General features: G+C 45.6%; 21 protein-coding genes and 2 riboswitches. Of the genes, 11 read left to right on the top strand and 10 right to left on the bottom strand.

The genetic code is table 11. The features are described from left to right. Window positions 1-119 precede the first annotated feature (119 nt). The 4 genes from HHK01_RS13815 to HHK01_RS13800 all read right to left on the bottom strand — a co-directional run bounded on the left by HHK01_RS13815 (window position 120) and on the right by HHK01_RS13800 (window position 4,153). On the bottom strand, window positions 120-1,292 hold the full coding sequence (locus HHK01_RS13815; protein ID WP_407646912.1) for an endonuclease: 1,173 nt from the start codon (window positions 1,290-1,292) through the stop codon (window positions 120-122). A 129-nt stretch (window positions 1,293-1,421) separates the two neighbouring features. Then, on the bottom strand, window positions 1,422-2,558 hold the full coding sequence (locus HHK01_RS13810; RefSeq protein ID WP_170008320.1) for a bifunctional cystathionine gamma-lyase/homocysteine desulfhydrase: 1,137 nt from the start codon (window positions 2,556-2,558) through the stop codon (window positions 1,422-1,424). A 16-nt stretch (window positions 2,559-2,574) separates the two neighbouring features. Then, complete coding sequence (locus tag HHK01_RS13805; protein WP_170008319.1) at window positions 2,575-3,492, bottom strand: PLP-dependent cysteine synthase family protein; 918 nt, start codon at window positions 3,490-3,492, stop codon at window positions 2,575-2,577. A 13-nt stretch (window positions 3,493-3,505) separates the two neighbouring features. Further along, entirely contained in the window at window positions 3,506-4,153 is a 648-nt protein-coding gene (locus HHK01_RS13800) for a class I SAM-dependent methyltransferase (protein ID WP_170008318.1), read from the bottom strand. A 228-nt stretch (window positions 4,154-4,381) separates the two neighbouring features. Here HHK01_RS13800 and HHK01_RS13795 point away from each other — a divergent pair, with 228 nt between their 5' ends. Beyond that, window positions 4,382-6,028, top strand: coding sequence for an AMP-binding protein (locus HHK01_RS13795; RefSeq protein WP_170008810.1), 1,647 nt, complete (start codon window positions 4,382-4,384; stop codon window positions 6,026-6,028). 156 nt (window positions 6,029-6,184) lie between these two features. Then, window positions 6,185-6,790 carry a restriction endonuclease gene (locus tag HHK01_RS13790; protein WP_228027585.1) on the top strand — a complete coding sequence of 202 codons (606 nt, stop codon included), beginning with the start codon at window positions 6,185-6,187 and terminating at the stop codon, window positions 6,788-6,790. Window positions 6,791-6,860: 70 nt separating this feature from the next. Here the strand turns inward: HHK01_RS13790 and HHK01_RS13785 are convergent, their stop codons facing one another. Further along, window positions 6,861-7,475: an alpha/beta hydrolase gene (locus HHK01_RS13785; protein WP_170008317.1), complete on the bottom strand. Its 615-nt coding sequence runs from the start codon at window positions 7,473-7,475 to the stop codon at window positions 6,861-6,863. A 15-nt stretch (window positions 7,476-7,490) separates the two neighbouring features. Continuing rightward, the gene (locus HHK01_RS13780) at window positions 7,491-8,423 is read right to left on the bottom strand and encodes a ring-cleaving dioxygenase (RefSeq protein ID WP_170008316.1); all 933 of its coding nucleotides are present in this window, start codon (window positions 8,421-8,423) and stop codon (window positions 7,491-7,493) included. A gap of 650 nt (window positions 8,424-9,073) precedes the next feature. Further along, window positions 9,074-9,117: riboswitch (PreQ1 riboswitch) on the top strand. Window positions 9,118-9,250: 133 nt separating this feature from the next. Between HHK01_RS13780 and queC the strand changes: the two genes are divergently transcribed. From queC to HHK01_RS13750, 6 genes are all read left to right on the top strand, one after another. Continuing rightward, window positions 9,251-9,958 carry a 7-cyano-7-deazaguanine synthase QueC gene (gene queC / locus HHK01_RS13775; protein ID WP_170008315.1) on the top strand — a complete coding sequence of 236 codons (708 nt, stop codon included), beginning with the start codon at window positions 9,251-9,253 and terminating at the stop codon, window positions 9,956-9,958. After that, the gene (gene queD, locus HHK01_RS13770) at window positions 9,955-10,404 is read left to right on the top strand and encodes a 6-carboxytetrahydropterin synthase QueD (RefSeq protein WP_170008314.1); all 450 of its coding nucleotides are present in this window, start codon (window positions 9,955-9,957) and stop codon (window positions 10,402-10,404) included. The genes queC and queD overlap by 4 nt, the downstream gene beginning before the upstream one ends. Then, window positions 10,391-11,128, top strand: a complete 738-nt coding sequence (gene queE, locus HHK01_RS13765; protein WP_170008313.1) for a 7-carboxy-7-deazaguanine synthase QueE — start codon at window positions 10,391-10,393, stop codon at window positions 11,126-11,128. The genes queD and queE overlap by 14 nt, the downstream gene beginning before the upstream one ends. A gap of 120 nt (window positions 11,129-11,248) precedes the next feature. Continuing rightward, the gene (gene queF, locus HHK01_RS13760; protein WP_170008312.1) at window positions 11,249-11,746 is read left to right on the top strand and encodes a preQ(1) synthase; all 498 of its coding nucleotides are present in this window, start codon (window positions 11,249-11,251) and stop codon (window positions 11,744-11,746) included. 174 nt (window positions 11,747-11,920) lie between these two features. Continuing rightward, window positions 11,921-12,559, top strand: a complete 639-nt coding sequence (locus HHK01_RS13755) for a hypothetical protein (protein ID WP_170008311.1) — start codon at window positions 11,921-11,923, stop codon at window positions 12,557-12,559. A gap of 382 nt (window positions 12,560-12,941) precedes the next feature. Continuing rightward, a complete protein-coding gene (locus HHK01_RS13750) occupies window positions 12,942-14,318 on the top strand; it encodes a YjiH family protein (RefSeq protein ID WP_170008310.1) in 1,377 nt (458 codons plus the stop codon). A 62-nt stretch (window positions 14,319-14,380) separates the two neighbouring features. On the opposite strand, the gene HHK01_RS13745 is transcribed toward HHK01_RS13750, so the two are convergent. From HHK01_RS13745 to HHK01_RS13735, 3 genes are all read right to left on the bottom strand, one after another. After that, on the bottom strand, window positions 14,381-15,106 hold the full coding sequence (locus HHK01_RS13745; RefSeq protein ID WP_170008808.1) for an amino acid ABC transporter ATP-binding protein: 726 nt from the start codon (window positions 15,104-15,106) through the stop codon (window positions 14,381-14,383). A gap of 29 nt (window positions 15,107-15,135) precedes the next feature. Next, window positions 15,136-15,798 (bottom strand): amino acid ABC transporter permease, encoded by a 663-nt coding sequence (locus HHK01_RS13740; RefSeq protein ID WP_170008309.1) that lies wholly within the window; start codon window positions 15,796-15,798, stop codon window positions 15,136-15,138. Window positions 15,799-15,938: 140 nt separating this feature from the next. After that, the gene (locus tag HHK01_RS13735; protein WP_170008308.1) at window positions 15,939-16,724 is read right to left on the bottom strand and encodes a transporter substrate-binding domain-containing protein; all 786 of its coding nucleotides are present in this window, start codon (window positions 16,722-16,724) and stop codon (window positions 15,939-15,941) included. A 495-nt stretch (window positions 16,725-17,219) separates the two neighbouring features. On the opposite strand from HHK01_RS13735, the gene HHK01_RS13730 reads away from it, so the two are divergent. Then, window positions 17,220-17,486 (top strand): hypothetical protein, encoded by a 267-nt coding sequence (locus HHK01_RS13730; RefSeq protein ID WP_170008307.1) that lies wholly within the window; start codon window positions 17,220-17,222, stop codon window positions 17,484-17,486. 77 nt (window positions 17,487-17,563) lie between these two features. Here the strand turns inward: HHK01_RS13730 and HHK01_RS13725 are convergent, their stop codons facing one another. Beyond that, window positions 17,564-18,181: a fumarylacetoacetate hydrolase family protein gene (locus HHK01_RS13725; protein WP_170008306.1), complete on the bottom strand. Its 618-nt coding sequence runs from the start codon at window positions 18,179-18,181 to the stop codon at window positions 17,564-17,566. Window positions 18,182-18,371: 190 nt separating this feature from the next. Here HHK01_RS13725 and recQ point away from each other — a divergent pair, with 190 nt between their 5' ends. Continuing rightward, window positions 18,372-20,519 (top strand): DNA helicase RecQ, encoded by a 2,148-nt coding sequence (gene recQ, locus HHK01_RS13720; protein WP_170008305.1) that lies wholly within the window; start codon window positions 18,372-18,374, stop codon window positions 20,517-20,519. A gap of 57 nt (window positions 20,520-20,576) precedes the next feature. Next, a riboswitch (purine riboswitch) is annotated at window positions 20,577-20,679 on the top strand. 351 nt (window positions 20,680-21,030) lie between these two features. Then, window positions 21,031-21,960 carry an AEC family transporter gene (locus HHK01_RS13715; protein WP_170008304.1) on the top strand — a complete coding sequence of 310 codons (930 nt, stop codon included), beginning with the start codon at window positions 21,031-21,033 and terminating at the stop codon, window positions 21,958-21,960. Window positions 21,961-21,980 lie beyond the last annotated feature (20 nt).

Raw genomic sequence — 21,980 nt, 5'->3', positions numbered from 1 at the left:
ATTAACATCCAAAGTCGTTTTTCAACTAGGATAAATCATATGATTTTAGGATTCTGCGTAACTCCGCCCCTTTTCCATAAAAAAAGCGCTACTCATACGGAGAGGCGCTTTTTTTGTAATTACCAAATCTCATCTGCCCATTCAGGATGGTCAATGAACGGGTTGCGGTTCCCTTGGTACTCTGTATAAATCACATCGTTACGACGTCGTTCAAAGTCATCCACAGGATCCTCTTTATTCCATTGTAGCAAAGTAGATAAATTGCCATGGAGTGGGACCGATCCGTTGTCGACTCTATCGATCAATTCTAAATCAATTTCTCCCTCTACATCCCCCTCGTAACGGACGGCCATATAAAAGAGCGTCCGTGCGACATCGCCTTTGATGTCGTCGCGGGGTTCCCATGAGTCACCATCAGCAAAGGTGCCGTCTGCTTCGGGATGTGGTGCACCACCGTCGTCAAAGTCTTTATTTCCTCTAGAACTGTTCACGGTCACGTCGGTTGGACGAAGGTTATGAAGGTCTGTGCCTGCCCCCATGGATGTACCGAAATCACCGTGGGACTTTGCCCAAACGTGCTCTCGATTCCAGTCATCGACGTCATCCCCGTTGAGCAATTTGTCTTGTGAGCGACCCGTGTAGAACAAAATGACATTGTCCGTATCATCCGGATCTTCATCAGTTTGGCGTAACGCATCCCACACTTCGTCATAAGTTAATTCGTTATGATCATCAATGATGTCGTGGAGTGCTTGCTTTAGAGTGCTGTCTGTTTTCCCGATAGCCTCTTTATAATATGTATCATCGTAAGGGGTCTCCGTCTCTTTGATCGGTGATTCCTCATTCGTCTCTTGAGCGGAGAGTTCTATTTTAGACAAACATTTCACACCGGCGTGTGCATAATAGTCGCTTAAACAACCCGTTACTTTAATTGACTTTCCAAGCAAATTTGGGTTCGTTTGTAATCCGAATTGCGTACGATACGAAGAGGGAAGTTGGACATAGACCATTTTATCTGTTTCCGTTTCATTCGAGAGATCAGCGATGGCTATTGCGTAATCATTGTCAAAATTGGAGCTTTCAATCCGGGTTTCAGAAATCGGAATACCGACAATCACCCCTTCGACCGTTTTCGTTGAATCATCTTGATTATCGAGTGCCTGTGCAACCGAAAACGCTGATTCCCAAGTGCCAGTTCCAGATGGGACGGAATTTAGGGGAGCGTTGAAGGATTGACACCCCGCGCTCACTATCATCATAGTGATGAGAAAGATGGTTAGCGAATGCTTCATGCGCTTGTCCCCCTCTAGTTGAGTGTATATGTAAAACCATCCCTTTAACGCTAACAGAAAAGCGAAGAAAAATCCTCTGTTTAATGGCAAAAAAACGACCTCCCTGCGCGTGGCAGGAGGTCGTAACATTTATGCTTCTAAAGCTTGTTGTAGATCGGCAATTAAATCTTCCGCATCTTCAAGTCCAACCGAGATGCGTACCAATCCGTCTGTAATACCAAGTTCGCCACGGCGGTCAGCTGGAATAGAGGCATGTGTCATTTTGGCAGGAATGGAAATCAAACTTTCAACAGCACCTAAGCTTTCGGCAAGCGTAAAGAACTTTGTTTGCTTCACTAGACGATCTGCTGCTTCTTCACTTCCGACATCAAAGGAAACCATGCCGCCAAAACCGGTCCCTTGCTTCTTCGCGATGGCGTGATTCGGATGTTCAGGAAGTCCAGGGTAGAACACTTTGCTCACTTGTGGATGATTTACTAAGAATTCAACAAGCTTTTTCGTGTTCGCTTCGTGTTCTTCCATACGGATACCGAGCGTTTTCATCCCGCGCATCAATAGCCAGCTGTCTTGGGGTCCTAAAATACCTCCCGTCGAATTTTGGACAAAGTGTAAGTCTTCCGCAAGTTGATCTGTCGCGACGACAACGAGTCCTGCGACGACATCACTATGTCCACCGAGGTATTTGGTTGCACTATGCAAAACGATGTCCGCGCCGAACGCTAAAGGTGTTTGCCAATACGGCGTACTGAACGTATTGTCGACAATCGTAAGTAAATTGTGGTGCTTCGCAATCTGTACGGTCGCCTCAATATCCGTCACTTTTAGCAGTGGATTGGTTGGAGTTTCCAAATAGACAGCAACCGTATTCGATTGGATGGCCGTCTCAATTTGTGTGAGATCGCTCGTATCGACAAATGTATGCTCAATGCCAAACTTGTTCAACACTTTCGTCAAGACACGATACGTCCCCCCGTACACATCGTCTGTAAGCACAAGGTGATCGCCTTTTTGGAACATCATAACAACGGCGGTAATGGCAGCCATCCCAGATGCAAAGGCAAAGCCCGCCTGCCCACCTTCAACATCTTTAATGAGCTCTTCAAGTGCATGACGCGTAGGGTTTCCTGTCCGAGAATATTCGAAGCCTTTATGCTGTCCTACCCCCTCTTGTTTGTACGTACTTACTTGGTAAATAGGAGTAGATACGGCGCCTGTATGGGGATCCCCAACAATACCTCCGTGGATGAGTTTAGTTTTTGGTTTCATTTTGGCTTATGCCTCCTTAATAGTTATAAATCTCTTTGCTCAAGTAGCGTTCACTGGAGTCTGGGAATATCGTGACGATGTTCGTGCCGGCTGATGCCTGTTCAGCTTCTAATAAGCAGGCATGCAAGGCAGCTCCGGATGAACTTCCTACGAGTAATCCTTCCTTACGCGCTAGCTCCTTGACTCGTCGAAACGCATCGCTGTCGGGTATAGTATGAATGCCGTTAAAATAGGTAGTATCCATATAATCTGGCAAAAATTCCATTCCTATGCCCTCCGTATCATGAGAGCCAGCAGGACCACCGTTCAAAATGGACCCCTCAGGCTCCACGATGACGGTGCGCACGGAAGGATTTTGCTCTTTCAAATATTGAGCTGTTCCCATGAACGTACCCCCTGTCCCTGCACCGGCAACAAAAGTGTGAATAGAGCCGTCCAGCTGTTGCCATAATTCAGGCCCAAGTGTATCGTAATACGTTTTTGGATTAGCGGCATTAGCAAATTGCTGTGGTGAATAACTGTTTGGAATGGTTTTGAGGAGTTCTTCTGCCTTTTCAATTGCTCCTTTCATCCCTTGTTCGGTGGGTGTATGCACAATGTCTGCACCGAGTGCTTGCATGAGCTGCTGTTTTTCTAAGCTGAATTTCTCTGGAACACAAAAGACGACGCGGTACCCTGTGCCAACAGCAGCCAACGCTAAACCAATTCCCGTGTTCCCTGCAGTCGGCTCAATGAGCGTGCCTCCTTTTGGTAATCGCCCCGATTGAATCGCTTCCTTAAGTAGCGCCTGGCCGAGTCGGTCCTTTACGCTACCGCCAGGATTATAAAATTCTAGTTTGGCAAACAGTCTTACGCCAGTCGGTAGAGGAAATTGCGTAAGCTCCACGACGGGCGTCCCACCGATTAATGCGTGGACATTTGGAAAAACGTTCATAACTATTCTCCTTTTAACTGACCGTCCATTTCTTTGCTTCTAGTAACCAGACAAACTCGTTATACTGCTTGAATGTGACGACAAAGCCTGCTGATTCAAAAAGCTCCCGTAAGACGGTATGAGTCGTATAATATTCTCTTTCTAAGTCTTCAGCTAACTGGAAAAAGCCGTCTTCTTTTGCCTTGGAAATGGTGTGTTCGAAGTCTGTATTCGTCGGAAACATTGTATCAGCAAATACGACTTTCCCACCTGGTGAAAGCAGGCTAGCATACTGCCGGATCGCTCGACCTTTCTCCTCATCAGTAAGGTGATGGAACGCGTACGAGCTGACAATATGATCAACAGGACCTTCCACTTCAAAGTGGAGAAAGTCCCCGTCTAGTAAAGTGACATGATTCCCGAGCTTTTCTTGTGCTTGAGCTCGCATTGGCTCAGACGGTTCAATGGCGATGACGGAGCAACCATTTTGAAGCAATTTTGTTGTCAAGTTTCCTGTTCCTGCCCCAAACTCTACCACATTGCCATCGACAGCGTCTGCTACTGCCTGTAAAATTTCCTCATATTTAAGAAAGACCGCCGCGTATTGTGGGTCTTTACCATCTGTAGAACTGTCATAACGATCTGCCCAATCTTCGAAAATTGATAAAAATTCTCTGCCCATTTTGGGTCACCTCACATATATCTGTTAATTCCTATGAGTATAGTATGCTTTAACGCATCTACTGTACCATACATCGAACAAAACATCTATTAAACAGCAGACTGAATTATATCCCATTTGTGACAAAACAAGTTGAATTTCGACAAAGTTACTCTCTTCATCACGTCAGAATAGTTTGATAATATAAGGATAGGACAAGGGGAAGAAAGGGGAGGTACCATGTCAGAGATCATCATGAAAACGGTTGGAGGTTTATTAGCGGAAAAAGCGAGGCTGCACCCTGCACACGAAGCAGTTGTCTACGCAGATCGTAACTTGAGAATGACCTACTCCGAGTTTGATACGTATTGCCGAAAAGCAGCACGAGGATTTTTGCAACTCGGTATTGAGCCAGGAGACCATATGGCCATTTGGGCAACGAACACTCCGGAATGGTTAACAACGCAATTTGCAACGGGAAAAATGGGCGCCGTCCTCATCACAGTAAACACGAACTATCAAACGACGGAGCTAGAATACTTACTTCGACAAAGCGATGCCAAGACGATCATCTTAATGGATCAATATCGAGACAACTCGTATATGGACATGTTGTATGAGCTCGCCCCGGAATTAAAACAATGCACCCCAGGAGAACTGAACGCTGAGCGACTTCCCGAACTGAAAACGGTTATAGTGCTTGGAGACAAACGTTATCCTGGTACCTATTCTTGGGACGATGTGTTAGAAGCAGCAGACAGAGTGAGCGACGAGCGGTTGGATGCTGTGACGGACTCATTGGATCCAACTGACGTCATTAACATGCAGTACACGTCCGGTACGACAGGGTTTCCGAAAGGGGTCATGCTCTCCCATACAAATATCGTGAACAATGCTGCCAACATTGCGGAGTGTATGGAACTAACGAAAGAGGACCGTATGTGTATTCCAGTTCCATTCTTTCACTGCTTCGGCTGTGTGCTTGGAACACTCGCCTGTGTGTCTGTAGGGGCGACGATGGTTCCCGAACAAGAATTTCATCCGGAGCGAGTGCTAGAAACAGTCCAGAAAGAGCGCTGTACTGCTTTGCATGGAGTGCCGACGATGTTTATTGCCGAGCTCAATCATCCGAATTTTGAACAGTACGACTTATCCTCGTTACGTACGGGGATTATGGCAGGATCCAATTGCCCAGTAGAAGTAATGCGTGATGTCATGGAACGCATGGGGGCAAGGGAAATGACGATCGCTTACGGCCAAACAGAGTCATCTCCTGTCATTACACAAACGCTTACTACTGATTCGTTGCAAAGAAAAACAGAAACGATTGGAAAAGCATTACCGAATGTAGAAGTGAAAATTGTTGAGCCGGTAACTGGGGTTGAAGTACCAAGAGGTGTTCAAGGCGAGCTCTGTACACGTGGGTACCATGTTATGAGCGGATACTACAAAAATCGAGAAGCGACTCACCAGGCGATTGACGAGGAAGGATGGCTACATACCGGTGATTTAGCAGTCATGGACTCAGCAGGCTATTGCCGTGTGACCGGGCGCATCAAAGACATGATTATCCGGGGGGGTGAGAACATTTACCCACGAGAGATCGAGGAATTTTTGTACACCCATCCAAGCGTACAAGACGTACAAGTAGTGGGCATTCCTGATGCTGTATACGGAGAAGAAGCGGTGGCGTGGATCGTCTGTAAAGAAAATGCAACTTTGTCTGAAGAAGAGCTAAAAGAATTTTGCCAAGGACAAATCGCCCGTCATAAAACTCCAAAGTACATAGCCTTTACAGACAGCTATCCGATGACTGCCTCTGGGAAAATACAAAAATTTAAGCTGCGAGCAGAGGGGGTTAGGCGATTTTCTGGAGAAGAGAGTCAGATCGTATAAAAAATGAGAGCGAAGACCGAGGCAAAAGCACCTCGGTTTTTGTCGTTTTTAAGAGGAATGTACGCATAACTTCGCGGCAATACTGATAAAAAAGTCAAAAACGCCGGATAGGCGCACTGGAGATCCTAAAAACAGCTAGCCGAAAGGAGAGATGATATGTTTTACGTAGAGTTAATTGCTGCCTTCGCACTTATTATCGCATTTCTTCATTTTGTCAAAACAAAGCATTCGCATGAACAGCGGAACAATGAAATTGCACGGGAGATGAACGATAGTGAGGAAATGAAGCGCACGCTAGCTGCTGGTTTGTATTTGCGCTTTCAAAAGCAGGCGGAAGGAGTGGCATACTCTGCATTTTACGATACACAGGATCCTCTATTGTTTGAAGATTTCGTTGCAGAAGTGATCGAGCTGGCCAAGGGTGGTTCCACATGGGTGACGCCACCAGTCAATGACCAAGGGGTGGATTTTCACCATGACAGAGAAGATGGTTTGTATCTTGGGCAGGTGAAGTGCAGTGCGACGGATGTCGGCTTCGAACCGATCGCTGTGTTACACTCCCAGATGATCAAACAGGACGCGAAGGGTGGCTACGTTATTTCAACTGCTGGCTTTACCAATGCGGCTAGGGAATATGCAAAGGATGTTTCGATTCAGCTAGTGGATGGAATGAAGTTAGCTGAGTGGTGGCTGGAAGCACGAGCAGTGTCAGAAGAAGATGTGAAGGCGATTATTCCACAATTGGTGACAAATAAAGGATGATTTCGAGATAGTATCCGTGAGCAATAGGCAAAAAGAAAGCAATCGGTCAGCGCCGATTGCTTTCTTTTTGCTATGCAAAGTGACGTTCATACCATACGCGACTTGCTTTCACTTCGTCCATTGTAAGCTGGTGTCCACTCGTACCCCATGCGATGTCGACGGTAGATCCCGCTGCTTCTAATAACTTCTTAAGCTCCTCAGACTCCTCGGGCTTGCAAAGAGGATCGTTCTTACCAGCACCAATAAAGACTGGCGTATTGTGAAGCTCAGGGAGTGTGATGCCTCGTCTAGGAACCATGGGATGGTATAGGATCGCACCGCGTAAAGTATTTTGATAGTGGAAAAGGAGACTTGCCGCGATGTTTGCTCCGTTTGAGTATCCTATTGCCACGACGTTGTGGCGGTCAAATCCATGCTGCTCACTCGCTTCATCTAAGAAGCTATGCAGATCACCTGTTCGTTTAATAAGATCCTCTTCATCAAAAACCCCTTCGGCAATTCTGCGGAAAAACCGCGGCATACCGTGTTCGGACACGTTTCCCCGAACAGAAAGCACAGACGCAGTGCTATCAATTTCTGATTGAAGTGGTAGTAGATCCTTCTCATTTCCACCCGTTCCGTGAAGTAAAAGCAATGTAGGTTTCGTTGAATCAGTTCCCTTTTGGAAAATATGTGTATGCTCCATTGTGATCCTCCTTTTTTATCGCGATGAATCGGTAAGAGCTGGCAGAAGCTTAGTAATTTTACCTCGATGTTCTTCTAACCATGGAGGTAATTTGAGATCAGTTCCGAGCGTTTCATCTGGTTCGTCTGTCAGGAAACCAGGTTCATCTGTCGCAATTTCAAACAGAATGCCACCAGACTCTTGAAAGTAAATGCTCTTAAAATATTGACGATCTCTTACTTCTGTTGTAGAGAAACCGTTCAATTCTAAGGCACTTCGCCAACGCAATTCATCATGATCATCAGCCGCCCGCCAAGCAATGTGGTGAACGGTTCCGACCCCGCCGCGCCCCCGTGGATGCGGAGATTTAGGGATGTCTATGATGTTACCGAGATCTGCTGTAGATCGAAGACGGAAGTAATCGTCGTTCTCTGCAATTTTTTCAAGGCCCATCAGTTGTTCCAGTAGCGCCACCGTTTCTGTCGGGTGATCACTATAGAGGATCGCACCACCAAACCCTTTAATTGCCGTTTCTTTTGTAAGTTCATCTGTGTGCCAGTTATTTTGTTTGCCCTCTTCCCGTGCGACTAGCTCAAGCTTGAGACCGTGTGGATCTTCGAAGGCAAGTAGTTCCTCCCCGAATCGTTCCTGCTTTTTAAAGGAAATCCCTTTTGCCTGAAGACGTTGCTCCCAGTGCGGAAGTGCTCCTGCTGGAACGACATACGTGGTAACACCGACTTGCCCACTTCCAACAGTACCTCGTGGTGCATCACTCCAAGGAAAAAATGTAATAATCGTACCCGGAGAACCCTTCTCATCCCCAAAATACAAATGATACGTACCAGGATCATCAAAGTTCACCGTTCTCTTCACAAGTCGCAAACCTAAAACCTGTGCGTAAAAGTCAACGTTTTCCTGAACATTTCCAACGATCGCTGTAATGTGATGAATACCCGTCATCCGTGTCATATTTTGTTCACTCCTTACTAGATATAGTCTCTAAATGATCTTGTCTACGGATAGTATATCTCAAATTCGAGATAATTGGCAAGGGGCGATAAAACGAGAAGTGACGAGCACGGTAAGGCAGATATCCGCGGTGAAGGGCAGATATCCGCGGTGAGGAGCAAATATCCGCGGTGAGGGGCAGATATCCGCGTTCAGGGGCAGATATCCGCGGTGAGGGGAATATATCCGCGGTGAGGAGCAGATATCCGCGGTGAGGAGCAGATATCCGCGGTGAGGAGCAGATATCCGCGATGAGGAGCATATATCCGCGGTGAGGGGAATATATCCGCGGTGAGGAGCAGATATCCGCGGTGAGGGGAATATATCCGCGGTGAGGAGCATATATCCGCGGTGAGGGGAATATATCCGCGGTGAGGAGCATATATCCGCGATGAGGAGCATATATCCGCGGTGAGGGGCAGATATCCGCGGTGAGGAGCAGATATCCGCGGTGAGGGGAATATATCCGCGGTGAGGAGCAGATATCCGCGGTGAGGAGCATATATCCGCGATCAGAGAAAGATATCCGCGATCCGCGGGGCAGATCCCCATTCACGGCACCCGCTACTGGCTTGACAAGAGTGGTAAACTAATTATAGTGATCAACTAAATAGCAAGAGGTTCGAGAACTCCCTCTATAAAAAACTACGGAAAGCCTAGTTGACTTTCCTTTTCCGATACATGCGCTTCTTTATGAAGGGCGTATTTTGTGTTGCATGTACAGGGTGGTGACGAGTTCTATTTATCGTCACCATTTTTTTGTGTTCAAATATAGAAGCTGGTAAGTCATGAATCGAGCTACCTTACTAAAAAGGAGCGTTCCAATGATGAAACGAAACGAAAAAGCAGTCGTTGTATTTAGCGGCGGTCAAGATAGTACGACGTGCCTAGTGTGGGCGCTACAGCAATTTAAGGCAGTAGAGGCGGTGACTTTTACGTACGGGCAGCGTCATTCGGCTGAGGTCGAATGTGCAAAGGCGATTGCCAGTAAGCTAAACGTTCATCATCACATTTTGGATGTATCGCTATTGAACCAGCTTGCGCCAAGTGCGTTAACGAGGCCGGATATGGAAATTGAGCAAGCAGAAGGGGAGCTGCCGTCGACGTTTGTACCCGGACGTAACGCAGTGTTTTTGACATTTGCTACGATCCTTGCCCATCAAATTAAGGCACAGCATATTGTGACCGGCGTTTGTGAGACGGATTACAGTGGGTATCCAGATTGTCGGGACACATTTGTCAAATCATTAAATACGACGATGAATTTGGCGATTGATCAACCGTTTGATATTCATACACCGCTTATGTGGCTGGACAAAAAAGAGACGTGGGCGCTGGCAGATGAACTAGGTGCCTTTGACTTTGTGAGAGAAGAAACGCTGACTTGCTACAACGGAATCAAAGGGTCAGGGTGTGGCGAATGTCCGGCGTGCGAACTACGCAGTCGTGGATTACACGCTTATATGAAAGAGCGGGAAACGGGTGAAACGATATGAACCAATTGTACCCATCACCACCTCCGCACGAGTCCAGTTACGAGTTAAACAAAGACTTTCATTTTGCCGCGGCACATTACGTTCCACACGAGGAGGCCGGTGCGTGTCAGCGTGTGCATGGTCATACGTATACATGCAATGTGACCGTTGTGGGCGATGAACTCGATAACAGTGGCTTTCTAGTCAACTTCAAAGTGTTAAAAGAGTTAATCCACAACCGCTTTGATCATCGCGTTTTGAATGAGGACGAATGGTTTTCAGATAAGCATGCAGATCGGTTTCCGACGACAGAAGTAGTGGCGCGGATGGTATGGGAGACGATTCAAGCCCATTTGAATACGTTGCCTCACAAACCAAGCTGCATACAAGTGTTTTTGCGGGAGACGCCAACGAGTTATGTGATCTATCGCCCGAAAAAGGAGGCATTTGCTCATGACGGCAAGTAAGTTTCCTGTGCTAGAACTATTTGGTCCGACGATCCAAGGAGAGGGCATGGTCATCGGACAAAAAACGATGTTTGTGCGGACGGCCGGATGTGACTACTCGTGTGCCTGGTGTGACTCCGCGTTTACATGGGACGGATCGGCAAAGGAACACATACGCCTGATGACTGCCGAAGAAATATATGCCGAACTAAAGCAAATCGGTGGCGATACCTTCCAGCATGTAACGATTTCAGGAGGAAACCCAGCGCTTTTGAAAGGGATGGGAGAGTTAGTAGATTTGTTGCATCGACTCGGAATGGAGGTTGGTTTGGAGACGCAAGGGAGTCGGTGGCAAGATTGGTTTGTCGATATCGATCAGCTGACGTTATCTCCAAAGCCACCCAGCTCGCAAATGACGCCGGATTTATCTATTTTGGATGCGATTGTAGCGCGGTTACAAGAAGCGAATCCGAACAGAACACGATTTAGTCTGAAAGTGGTCGTGTTTGATGAGCAGGATTTAGCGTTTGCTGTGGACCTTCATAAACGCTACCCAGACGTGTTGTTTTACGCACAAGTAGGGAACGACACGACAGACGCAGAAGAAGGGATGGACTTTTTGCAGCATCTCATCTCACGCTACGAGTGGCTCGTTGATCAAGTGTCTGCGAGTACAGCGCTTCGAAATGTTCGTGTTCTACCCCAGCTGCATACGTATTTGTGGGGGAACCGACGAGGCGTGTAGGATAATCATCCGCTGGAACCTGGTTAGCGGCGGAAATGCGCGCTAGACAAACGGCGAGTACAAATCTGTACATGAACCAAGTCGAGTGTAGTTCAATCAACAAATAGAGGAGGACATGTCATGTCAGGGCGCAATGATGAACAACTAGACGGAGTATCGCTTCTTGGAAACCAAGGGACGAAGTATTTGTATGAGTACGACCCAGCAATTTTAGAGGTATTTGAGAATCAACACCCGTATCGTGACACGGTCGTGAAATTCAACTGCCCAGAGTTTACGTCGCTATGTCCAAAAACGGGGCAACCTGATTTTGCAAATGTGATTATCCGCTATATTCCCGATAAAAAAATGGTGGAGAGCAAATCGCTCAAGCTATATTTGTTTAGCTTCCGTAATCATGGGGACTTTCATGAGGATTGTATGAACATCATTCTTAACGATTTGAAGGAGCTAATGGAGCCACGCTATATTGAAGTTTGGGGAAAATTTACTCCGCGGGGTGGTATTTCGATTGATCCATATGTAAACTGGGGAAATCCAGGGACGAAATACGAAGAGATGGCAAATTACCGCTTAATGAATCATGATTTGTATCCAGAGAAAGTAGATAACCGCTAAGGTAACCCTCAGCAATTTAGCCACCAAGGTTAAGTTGCTGAGGTTTTTTAATGAACGCCTCTAGAAGAAAGCGGTTTCATCGTTCTACTTCACTTGTTTCCGGCATTAGTTAGTGTTAAACCCTTCAATAAAAAGGGGATACCGATCTAGAGCCAAACAAAAGGAGGCAGACGTGTGACAAACTGGGCATGGAGAGGCTATAAGAGGTATATACGTGATGATGTACGTTTGGAGCAAGAGTTTCGTGTGAAGGATTTCTTGGAGGAGGTCGACCGTCGAGCGCGACGATGGCAAATTGGTTTGGATGAGTCCCTGTTGGAGCCAAGCTTTCTACTTCAAGATGCCCAAAGTTGGGTGATGATTCCGAAGACATTTGGGGCAGACGGGTTTGTCCGATTTCTCCATCATGCGGATACGAAAGATCAACTGACGCGACTAGTGCTTGCTCGTCAAAATCCAATGTCTGCGCGTGAACGCATGTTTTATGTCGAGTCCATTGAATTGTGTCAAAGGTATGATCAATTTTGTATACAGTCAAAGATTCCACACGATAAACGCTACGTAAAGAGATTCCTCGCCCACTTATTTCCGCATTTGTTTACAACACTTGTTGATGCAGAGGAAGAGCGTTTAGTAGCAGCCCTCTTGGATATCCCCCCGACTATTTACGGCGCGTATGAGAGACGTCAATTTGAAATCATGAGAAGAGTGCAGCAACTCTTGAAACCGCAATGGTCTGAGCTTTCTGTGTATACACGTGCCAGTATGCCGTTATATATGTTGGAGGCGTATGCAAAGGAAGATGTCATTTAATGCTGTGGAGTTAAAGTTATCCTAAAAAACGATTTGAACGACTCGTATCAAGAAATGGGTATTGTAAAAAAAATATACGCCCGACATGAATTTTATTCACGATACTATACAGATTGAAATGCAGTTGAGTGTGCTCGGTTTATAGGGTCCACTCACTTTTTTTATAGTAGGATAGTTTACCAATCGATTCACCCATGGTACACTATCCTGGGTATTTTTATTCAACTAAATATAGAAGTTATACAGCTATATGAATAAAGTTTCTGTGGCGATGTATAAGGGGAGATATCGGTATGAAATTCCTATTTGACAGAGTAGTAGAAAAAGTGAAATTATACAAATTAGGGATGAATCCTTTATCAAAAGAATAGGAGGGTTTCGTATGGATTCTGGAAAAGAAAAGGGGAAACTGGAACAGCTACAGAATGACTTGACGGTCGGGCATTTGCTCTTATTTATTATTCCTTCCGTTCTCGGCATTTTTCTGTTCATGATTCCGATTCAATACGGTGGAGAAATGACGATCCCAGTCGCCATTATGGCAAGCGAATTGGGTGGGGCACTTGGCACGGCTCTTCCGAGTATTACTTTAGCTATTATCTTTATATCAGTGCTCGGCAGCATCATCTATCAATTCAGTTCCGCCATGCACAATAGCCCGTTCTTCACCTCACTCTTCAAAGTGAACCTCTTTTGGTTCGTCGTGCGCGTACTCGGACTTCTTTTTGCAGCGATGACTGTGTTTCAAATTGGGCCGGCAGCAGTTACGGGAGAGTATATCGGGCAATTACTGTTGAATGACTTATTGTCGCTGCTCGTAACGGTCTTTTTATTTGCTGGATTACTATTGCCACTTCTCTTGAATTTTGGCCTGCTAGAGTTTGTCGGCTCATTAGTGATTAAAGTCATGAGACCCCTGTTCCGTTTACCTGGACGATCAGCTATTGACTGCTTAACGTCATGGGTAGGTGACGGAACGATTGGGGTACTGTTGACAAGCAAACAATACGAAGAAGGCTACTACACAAAGCGTGAGGCAGCTGTCATTGGGACAACATTCTCTGTTGTTTCCATTACGTTTAGTATCGCTGTGTTAGATGCACTTGATTTGGCGTATTTGTTTGGTCCATACTACTTAACGATTGTGGTAGCTGGAATTATTGCCGCATTGATTATGCCGCGTATTCCACCACTTTCGCGCAAACCAGACACGTACTACGAAGGTGCAGAGGCAAAAGCAGATGAAACCATCCCAGAAGGTATTAACGTAGTGAAATACGGACTGCTACAAGCTACACACCAAGCAGGCAAATCGAAAGATATTGGCGTTATCGTGAAAAGCGGTGTGCAAAACGCTCTCGACATGTGGTTCGGTGTTTTACCTGTCGTGATGGCATTTGGAACGATTGCGCTTGTTTTGGCAGAAAACACGCCACTGTTTGCATGGCTAGGAGCACCATTCCAGCCGTTGCTTGCCTTGCTACAAATTCCAGAGGCTGCTGCCGCTGCGGAAACGATGGTCGTCGGTTTTGCTGATATGTTCCTCCCTGCGACACTGGGCGGGGATATTATGAGCGATCAAACAAGATTTGTGATCGGAGCGGTTTCGGTTACTCAACTCATTTACATGTCAGAGGTGGGTGGTTTGTTGCTCGGCTCGAAAGTACCTGTTAACTTCTTAGATCTAGTGCTCATTTTCTTGCTTCGTACGTTAATCACACTTCCGGTCATTGCACTAGCGTCTCATTTGATTTTTTAAGTGCAGTAAAAACCCTTCCAACGCCTCGATCGGTACTGGAAGGGTTTTTTGATTGTGTATATTTACGATAATACGGTATCTAAAAACTGTTGGGTACGTTCTTCTTGCGGATTGCCAAACAACTTCTCAGGTGGTCCAACCTCGACGATACGCCCATCATGCATGTACACAACCCAGTCGGCCACTTCGCGCGCGAAGCCCATTTCGTGCGTCACGACCACCATGGTCATGCCCTCCTCGGCAAGCTCCTTCATCGTTGCTAATACTTCACCAACGAGTTCGGGGTCAAGTGCAGATGTTGGTTCGTCAAAGAGCATCACGTCAGGTTTCATCGCCAGTGCACGAGCAATCGCCACCCGCTGTTTCTGACCACCCGATAGCCTGCTTGGATACTCCGTTTCTTTGTCTGACAAGCCAACTTTCGCTAAAAGTTCAAGTCCAGATTTCCTCGCTTCTTCTTTCGTTTGTTTACGAAGTTGGACAGGCGCTTCCATCACGTTTTCAAGCACAGTTTTGTGTGGAAAGAGGTTGAAATGTTGGAACACCATCCCGATCCGTTGACGATGTTCGTTTAAATTGACTTTGTCTGGATCAATTTCTTCACCTTCAAGAAAAATCTTCCCGCTTTCCTTAAACTCAAGAAAATTGATACAACGTAATAGGGTACTTTTCCCAGAACCACTAGCGCCAATTAAACAGACAACATCGCTTTCAGTAACCGTCATATCAATATTCTTTAATACGTGCAATGGGCCGAAAGATTTGTTGAGTTTTTCAATTTTTATCATTTCTTTTGCCAAGTTTAATTCCCTCCTTATCATTCACTAACAGATAGCTTGTTTTCAAGAAGTTTTACCCCAATCGTCAGAACGGCGACTAAGGCGAGATAGTAAACCGCTACGATGAGCAAGTACGTCATTTCATCAAAAGTCGTCGACCCTCTAGTGGTGGCAATATTAAATAGTTCAGGTAAGCTAATAAAAGCGGCCAGTGATGAATCTTTCACACCAATAATAAATTGGTTTCCAAGAGGTGGAAGTGCTCGGCGGAAGGCTTGTGGTAATACAATTCGACGCATTGTCATGCTAGACGTCATTCCAAGTGAACGACCAGCCTCCGTTTGTCCTTTATCAATAGATTGAATGGTTCCACGAAAAATTTCAGCGATATATCCACCGTTATGAACGGCAAGCGCAATAGAAGCAGCCCAAAATTTGTCTATTAAGAAGAGATCACTAATTCCAAAGTACAAAATAAAAATTTGTACGATGAGCGGTGTCCCTCGAATTAAGAACACATACGTATCATAAATGAAGTGAAGCACTTTCTTATTGGTAAGCTTAAGAAGAGCAAAGAAAAGTCCGATGACAATACCAAGAATTAGAGAAACGACGGCTAGTTGTAGAGTCAGTAATAACGCTTCGACGAATACGTTACTGGAACTTGCGAATGTTTCAAAAAAGTGCAGTATGCTATCCATATCATGACCTCCAGGTTCCTTATGCTCGCACGATGCGAGTTGGGCAATCGTTGCGCTCGTGACGTCGCGTAATTAGCTAAAAAGTGCGCAGGTCTTCAAAAAGACTGTGCGCACTTTTGAAAAGTATAGATGGAGGTTTTTTACTCTTCCGGGTCTACACTAATATCCTCACCGAAATATTTTTTACTAAGTTCGGTAAGCGTTCCATCCTCACGCAGCGTTTCAAGTGCCTCATTGATGTCTTCTAGAAGTTGCTCATCTTCTTTGGAGACGGCAACTGCTTGCTCGCTTCGACCAAGCAGTTCTCTCCCTTCAATTTCAAAGCCTTCTCCTATGGCTTCCTTTCCAGTGATAAAATCGGTAATAACGGCGTCATGACGACCATCAGCGAGTGCACGCAATGCCGTGATGTCACTGTCATATGTTGCAATGTTATCTGTATACTCAGCAGCATCTTCCTGATAAGTTGACCCTTTGGATACCGCCACTTCCATGTCAGTCAAATCTTCCACGGTTTCAATGTCGCTATCAGGTCTAGTGAAAATTTGCGGTCCTGAGTAATAGTAGGGAGTGGAAAAATTGACTTCTTCCAAACGTTTATCGTTAATGGTGTGACTGGCCACGGCAATATCAACGCGGTCAGATTTTACACTGGATATAATACTAGCAAACTTAATTTTTTCTGCGACGGGCTCCAACCCGAGTTCTTCTGCAATGGCATTCCCGACTTCCACATCATAGCCTGTCAGTTCGTTGTTTTCGTCCATATAACTAAATGGCTTAAATTCACCTGAAACGGCAAAAGTTAGCTTACCTTCCTCAATAATCGTAGCGCCACTTTCTGTCTGGGCCACCTGAGAACCGCATCCTGCGAGTATTCCAATAGATAAAACTGCCATACCGAGTGTTTTCCAAGTTTTCTTCATAAGTGAAGCATCTCCCCTTAATGGTATTTTTTCTTTTTTGACGATCCCCTTTTTGTACATTCCTGGTACAGAATAGTTTGAATTGAGTATATGCACGGAATAGACAAAAAATTGACCGCCAATATGTACATACCCGCTTCTCTGTCATCTAAACGTAAAATTCGTTACTTTTGTGTCCTCTTTGGAGTAGGGTTTTTGTGGATGGTGGGATTTTCTGTATCGTATTGGACTGGACATTGGAATTGCTTCAGTGGGGTGGAGTGTACTTGAAGAAGATGCAGTAACGAATGAACCAGTAAGTATTGAGGATTTAGGAGTGCGTATTTTTGATCGAGCTGAAAATCCAAAGAATGGGGATTCACTAGCACTACCACGTAGGAAAGCACGTTCTGTTAGAAGAAGGTTACGTAGACGGAAGCATCGGCTAGAACGATTGCGCAAACTCTTTGTAAGAGCAGAGCTACATTCAAAAGAGGAGCTACAAAATTTGTATGTGTGTTCTTCATTGAGAACATCGCGCATAAATTTACGCAATTTTGGTACATTGCAGCGATTGTACTATACCTGGTCACGCAAATCGTTACTGTCGGGATGCTGCCAAAAGTAACGGCATTTGGCCTAGGGCAGTTAACGGGTAGTCAATCGGATAATGTGCCAAGTGAATATCAAGCAACACGCCAAAAGACGTTGAAGCTCCTGAATGTTGTTCATACATTTGCGTTTTTGTTGTTGGTATTAATGGTGTGGAAGCCTGTGTTTTAGGTTGTTATTCGCACGTTCAATTCTAAAGATAAAAGCGCGACACCACATCTGTAGTCGCGCTAACCGAAAAGCCTGTTTCACCCTATAGTGATCCGTCCTACGTCTTGATCCCCTAACAATAGATTCAATTTATCACCTGACACCAGTGGTCCAACGCCTTCTGGGGTCCCTGTAAACAAAAGGTCTCCTTCCGCTAAACCGAACCATTCGTCTAGTTCGGCTAGCAACCTTTCCACGGAAAACATCATTTCCGAAGGGGTGCCGTGCTGTGTCTGATGTCCATTCTTTTCAAGAGAAAACGGTTGTGACTTAAATGATTCATACCCCATCCATGGCTGCCAAGCCCCTAAAACAGCACTGTTACGAAAGCCTTTTGCTCGTAACCAAGGGTGACCGTTCTTCTTTAGTTCTGATTGGACATCGCGTAAGGTGAGATCAAGTCCGACCGTAATATGGGAGATCAATTCGTCCACAGTCGCTCCCTGTGAAGGTCGCTTGCCAATTCGTAGGACAAGTTCTGTTTCAAAATGAACTTCGCCTTTGTCAAAAGGGAGTGGTATCGTTTGCCCTTCTGCATAAACAGCTGCGCTTGCAGGTTTATGAAATAGAAGTGGCTCGCTAGGGATGTCGTTACCGAGTTCTTGTGCGTGTTTTGCGTAGTTTCGTCCGACGGCATAAATGGTTTGGATGTTCATCAAAATATCTCCTTTAAGTTGTTGAATATGGTTTAGAGCTTGGAAACCAGGCACTTAATAGACCGTGCCGGGCACCCAAACTACGTCCATTCGTATTGATAGGCGTGCCAGGCACCCAAACTTTATGAGTCAATTCTACAAGATGGGTCATCTATTTGCTACAATTGAAAAATAGAAAGGAGTTTATCTCATGAATTTTCCTCAAGCAACCACCATTTTACAATCCACCTTTGGATACGACGCATTCCGGGCAGGACAGGAGCAAATTGTCGCCTCCGTACTTCAAAAGCGAGACACGCTTGGAGTGATGCCAACAGGTGGCGGAAAGTCGATTTGTTATCAAGTGCCTGCCCTTTTGTTTCCTGGAACTACGCTTGTCGTGTCTCCGCTCATTTCCCTCATGAAAGATCAAGTGGATGCGCTCCATACGATGGGGGTGTCTGCGACGTTCCTCAACAGCTCTTGTACACCGCGCGAGTATGATGAACGAATTGAAGGCATTCGAGCAGGCGAGTACAAACTTGTTTATGTCGCGCCAGAGCGGTTGGAAGTTCCTTCGTTTGTAAGAGTGCTTCAGGAGGTGGAGATCCCTCTCGTTGCAGTGGACGAAGCGCACTGTATTTCCCAATGGGGTCACGACTTTCGCCCGAGCTATCGGTCTGTAGCCCGTATCTTGCAGTCTCTCCCAAAGCGTCCAATTCTTTTGGCGTTGACGGCAACGGCAACTCCGCAAGTTCAAGAGGACATTGTTGGGCAACTTGTTATGTTCTCTCCAGAAATTGTCGTCACGGGATTTCAGCGGGAAAATTTGTCTTTGTCTGTCGTAAAAGGACAAGACCGTCAACGGTACATTGAATCGTACGTAAGAAAAAATGAAAACGAATCTGGCATCGTGTATGCAGCCACACGAAAAGCAGTGAATCATCTGTATGAACGATTAAAAAGCAAAGGGTTCAAAGTAGGTCGCTACCACGCAGGGTTATCAGAAGCAGAACGCGCCACATCTCAAGAGGCCTTTCTAATAGATGAAACTCGGGTCATGGTAGCCACGAACGCGTTCGGGATGGGGATCGATAAGTCAAACGTTCGCTACGTCATTCACGCGCAAATGCCGAAAACGCTCGAAAGTTATTATCAAGAGGCTGGTCGTGCCGGACGAGATGGAAGTCCAAGCGCTTGTATCTTGCTATTTTCTCCTCAAGATGAGCATATTCAGCGCTTTCTTATCGAACAAGGTGTAGGCAGTGAAGAGAAAAAGGCGCACGACTATGCACAACTCCGTGCGATGAGCCACTATGCGCATACGGAAACTTGTTTGCAAGCTACAATCCAGCAATACTTCGGTGAGGAAAATCCGCAGGGGTGTGGCCGCTGTGGAAATTGTACCGACCAGCGAGAGACAGTTGACGCAACAAAGGATGCGCAAATGGTGCTCTCCTGCTTGATTCGTATGGGAGAACGCTTTGGTAAGCAACTACTTGCACAAGTACTGGCAGGGAGCGCAAACAAAAAAGTGAAAGAGTTCCACTTTCATAGGTTGCCGACATACGGACTGATGAAAGGACGCACGGTCAAAGATATCGCTACTTTCATCGATTTTCTAGCCTCGTCAGAGTTTCTTCGCATTGAAGGGGGACAATATCCGACTTTGCGCGTGACAGAGAAGGGGAAACAGGTTTTGCTCGGCGAGGAAGTGGTTTTGCGCAAAGAAGATATGCAAGTGCAGAAGGTTGTAGCTGTCGACGATCCATTGTTTGAAGTTCTGCGATCACTTCGAAAAGAAATCGCCAGTGGTGAGGGTGTGCCTCCATTTGTTGTCTTTTCAGATGAATCGCTTCGTCATATGGCCGCCATGTTGCCACAGTCCGAAGAGGATTTTCTCGCTGTGAAAGGGGTCGGGCAGCAGAAGAATGATCGGTACGGAGCAAGATTTCGTAAAGCGATTGCCGAGTTTTGTGAAGAAAATCCGGAGAGAAAACCGGAAGAGCACGTGATGAGCGCCCATGCAGCCAAACCTGCAAAACTTTCAACGGAAGAACCATCGTACATGGTTAGCTATAGGCAATACATTGAAGGTACAACGGTCGAGGAAATAGCACAGCAACGTGGCATCCAATCCCGAACAATTGAGGGGCACATTATAAAAGCCATGGGAGAAGGACATTCGCTAGACATTGATTCTGAAGTGCCGAAAGACGTACAAACACAAATTACTCAAGTCATGGAAGAGATAGGGGACAATCGACTAACTCCTATTAAAGAGGAACTCCCAGAAGAAATTACCTTCTTTCAAATCAGGCTAGTGAAAGAGAAGCGCAAGCAAACAGTTAAAAAATAGACTATACGAAATATCAAATTGTAACGCTTGACGAAACTCGTTCTGCCCGATATACTAGTGAAATTCACAATATGTGCTCGTATAGTCTCAGTGATAAGGTCTGAGAAGTTTCTACCAAACTGCCGAAAACAGTTGGGCTACGAGGAAATGAATGCATGACGTTTAACGATGGACGTAACGGTCATGTAGAGACGGAAACTCTTTGACCATTCCATTTCGCATTCTTCCTTTGCAAAATGGTGGATCACACACACTTTTTTGCGTCCTTCGCTTATTCCAGCGGTTTACTGCTAACAACATGCTTCGTTTCTATAGCTCATCCCACTTTGGTGGGGTGGGCTTGTTTTAATTGTAGTAAACACGTAACCTTTCCAAGTGCACTCCTTTTCGGGCATTCAGGCAAAACAGTCATTCAAACGCTAAACTCACCATATTTGTCATGGCAAATTAAGTCCATTGAACGCGGTCTCTGTGCTACACTGAAGAGTAGAGAGCGAAAGGGGTCTTGTATGTGTACTTCAGCGTATTATTACCAGTCATTAGCATCTTTGCAGTAGGATTTCTCGCTCAAAAGGTTTTCTCCTTTGATGTAAAGCAAATGTCAACGCTATCCATATATTGCTTGTATCCGTTTCTAGCCTTTTTGACGTTCTATGAAAATCCACTCACAAATGATGCTTATTATATTCTCATATACTGCTTAGTTCTTTGTTTTGTCTTACTAGCTATGGGTCTAGCATTTGGGTGGTTTAGAAAGTTAGGACGTACGAAGACTACTGCGGTGCTTGCTTCGTCAGCTTTCATGAATAGTGGGAATTATGGCGTGCCATTACTACTGTTTACGTATGGTGATGCTGCCGCAACATACGCTATTTTCATTATGGTGATTCAGTCTATCCTAATGAATACGGTTGGCCTCTTTTTAACAGCGTATGGTTCAAATGAGGCGAAAGGATCCACGAAAGATGTGGCAGTCCTTGCTTTGAAAAAAGTAGCCAAAATGCCAATTTTATATGCAGTTATCCTAGGATGGACCGTGCAAATAACCGGTTGGACCTTATCAAATGTAGTGTTACAGCCGATTTCATTAATTGCCGATGCAGCGATCCCCATTGTGATGATCGCATTAGGCATGCAACTAGCCAATATCCAATTTCGCCAACTCGATTGGACGATCTTTTCTTCCGGCGTAACGTTTCGAATGATCATTTCACCACTTATCGTTATCATCCTCCTATCAACCGTAGATTTCGGAATGGATCCGTTACTCGTTTCCGTCTTTATGATTGTAGCGGGGTTACCGGCAGCGGCAAATATGACGATGTTTGCCGTGCAATTTCAGATTGAACCGAACGCTGTGTCTGCCGTAACGCTCGTGACAACCTTGTTAAGCATTGTCACTTTGCCTATTTTGTTTTCAATCGTCCCAGTTACACCATGATGGATAAGACGCTTTTCGAA

This window comes from Bacillus fonticola, from assembly GCF_012955605.1.
In the GTDB taxonomy this organism is placed as follows: domain Bacteria; phylum Bacillota; class Bacilli; order Bacillales; family JC228; genus Bacillus_CG; species Bacillus_CG fonticola.
The sequence above is the reverse complement of the archived record's forward strand: the minus strand, read 5'-3'. Positions and strand labels throughout refer to the sequence as shown.

Bases quoted from the DNA above. Each gene is read 5' to 3' on its own strand.
- HHK01_RS13800 (WP_170008318.1), bottom strand. From the start codon at position 4,153: ATGGGCAGAGAATTTTTATCAATTTTCGAAGATTGGGCAGATCGTTAT.
- HHK01_RS13805 (WP_170008319.1), bottom strand. From the start codon at position 3,492: ATGAACGTTTTTCCAAATGTCCACGCATTAATCGGTGGGACGCCCGTC.
- HHK01_RS13745 (WP_170008808.1), bottom strand. From the start codon at position 15,106: ATGATAAAAATTGAAAAACTCAACAAATCTTTCGGCCCATTGCACGTA.
- HHK01_RS13780 (WP_170008316.1), bottom strand. From the start codon at position 8,423: ATGACACGGATGACGGGTATTCATCACATTACAGCGATCGTTGGAAAT.
- queC (WP_170008315.1), top strand. From the start codon at position 9,251: ATGAATCGAGCTACCTTACTAAAAAGGAGCGTTCCAATGATGAAACGA.
- HHK01_RS13735 (WP_170008308.1), bottom strand. From the start codon at position 16,724: ATGAAGAAAACTTGGAAAACACTCGGTATGGCAGTTTTATCTATTGGA.
- HHK01_RS13815 (WP_407646912.1), bottom strand. From the start codon at position 1,292: ATGAAGCATTCGCTAACCATCTTTCTCATCACTATGATGATAGTGAGC.
- HHK01_RS13750 (WP_170008310.1), top strand. From the start codon at position 12,942: ATGGATTCTGGAAAAGAAAAGGGGAAACTGGAACAGCTACAGAATGAC.
- HHK01_RS13785 (WP_170008317.1), bottom strand. From the start codon at position 7,475: ATGGAGCATACACATATTTTCCAAAAGGGAACTGATTCAACGAAACCT.
- HHK01_RS13810 (WP_170008320.1), bottom strand. From the start codon at position 2,558: ATGAAACCAAAAACTAAACTCATCCACGGAGGTATTGTTGGGGATCCC.
- queE (WP_170008313.1), top strand. From the start codon at position 10,391: ATGACGGCAAGTAAGTTTCCTGTGCTAGAACTATTTGGTCCGACGATC.
- HHK01_RS13790 (WP_228027585.1), top strand. From the start codon at position 6,185: ATGTTTTACGTAGAGTTAATTGCTGCCTTCGCACTTATTATCGCATTT.
- queD (WP_170008314.1), top strand. From the start codon at position 9,955: ATGAACCAATTGTACCCATCACCACCTCCGCACGAGTCCAGTTACGAG.
- queF (WP_170008312.1), top strand. From the start codon at position 11,249: ATGTCAGGGCGCAATGATGAACAACTAGACGGAGTATCGCTTCTTGGA.
- HHK01_RS13725 (WP_170008306.1), bottom strand. From the start codon at position 18,181: ATGAACATCCAAACCATTTATGCCGTCGGACGAAACTACGCAAAACAC.
- recQ (WP_170008305.1), top strand. From the start codon at position 18,372: ATGAATTTTCCTCAAGCAACCACCATTTTACAATCCACCTTTGGATAC.
- HHK01_RS13740 (WP_170008309.1), bottom strand. From the start codon at position 15,798: ATGGATAGCATACTGCACTTTTTTGAAACATTCGCAAGTTCCAGTAAC.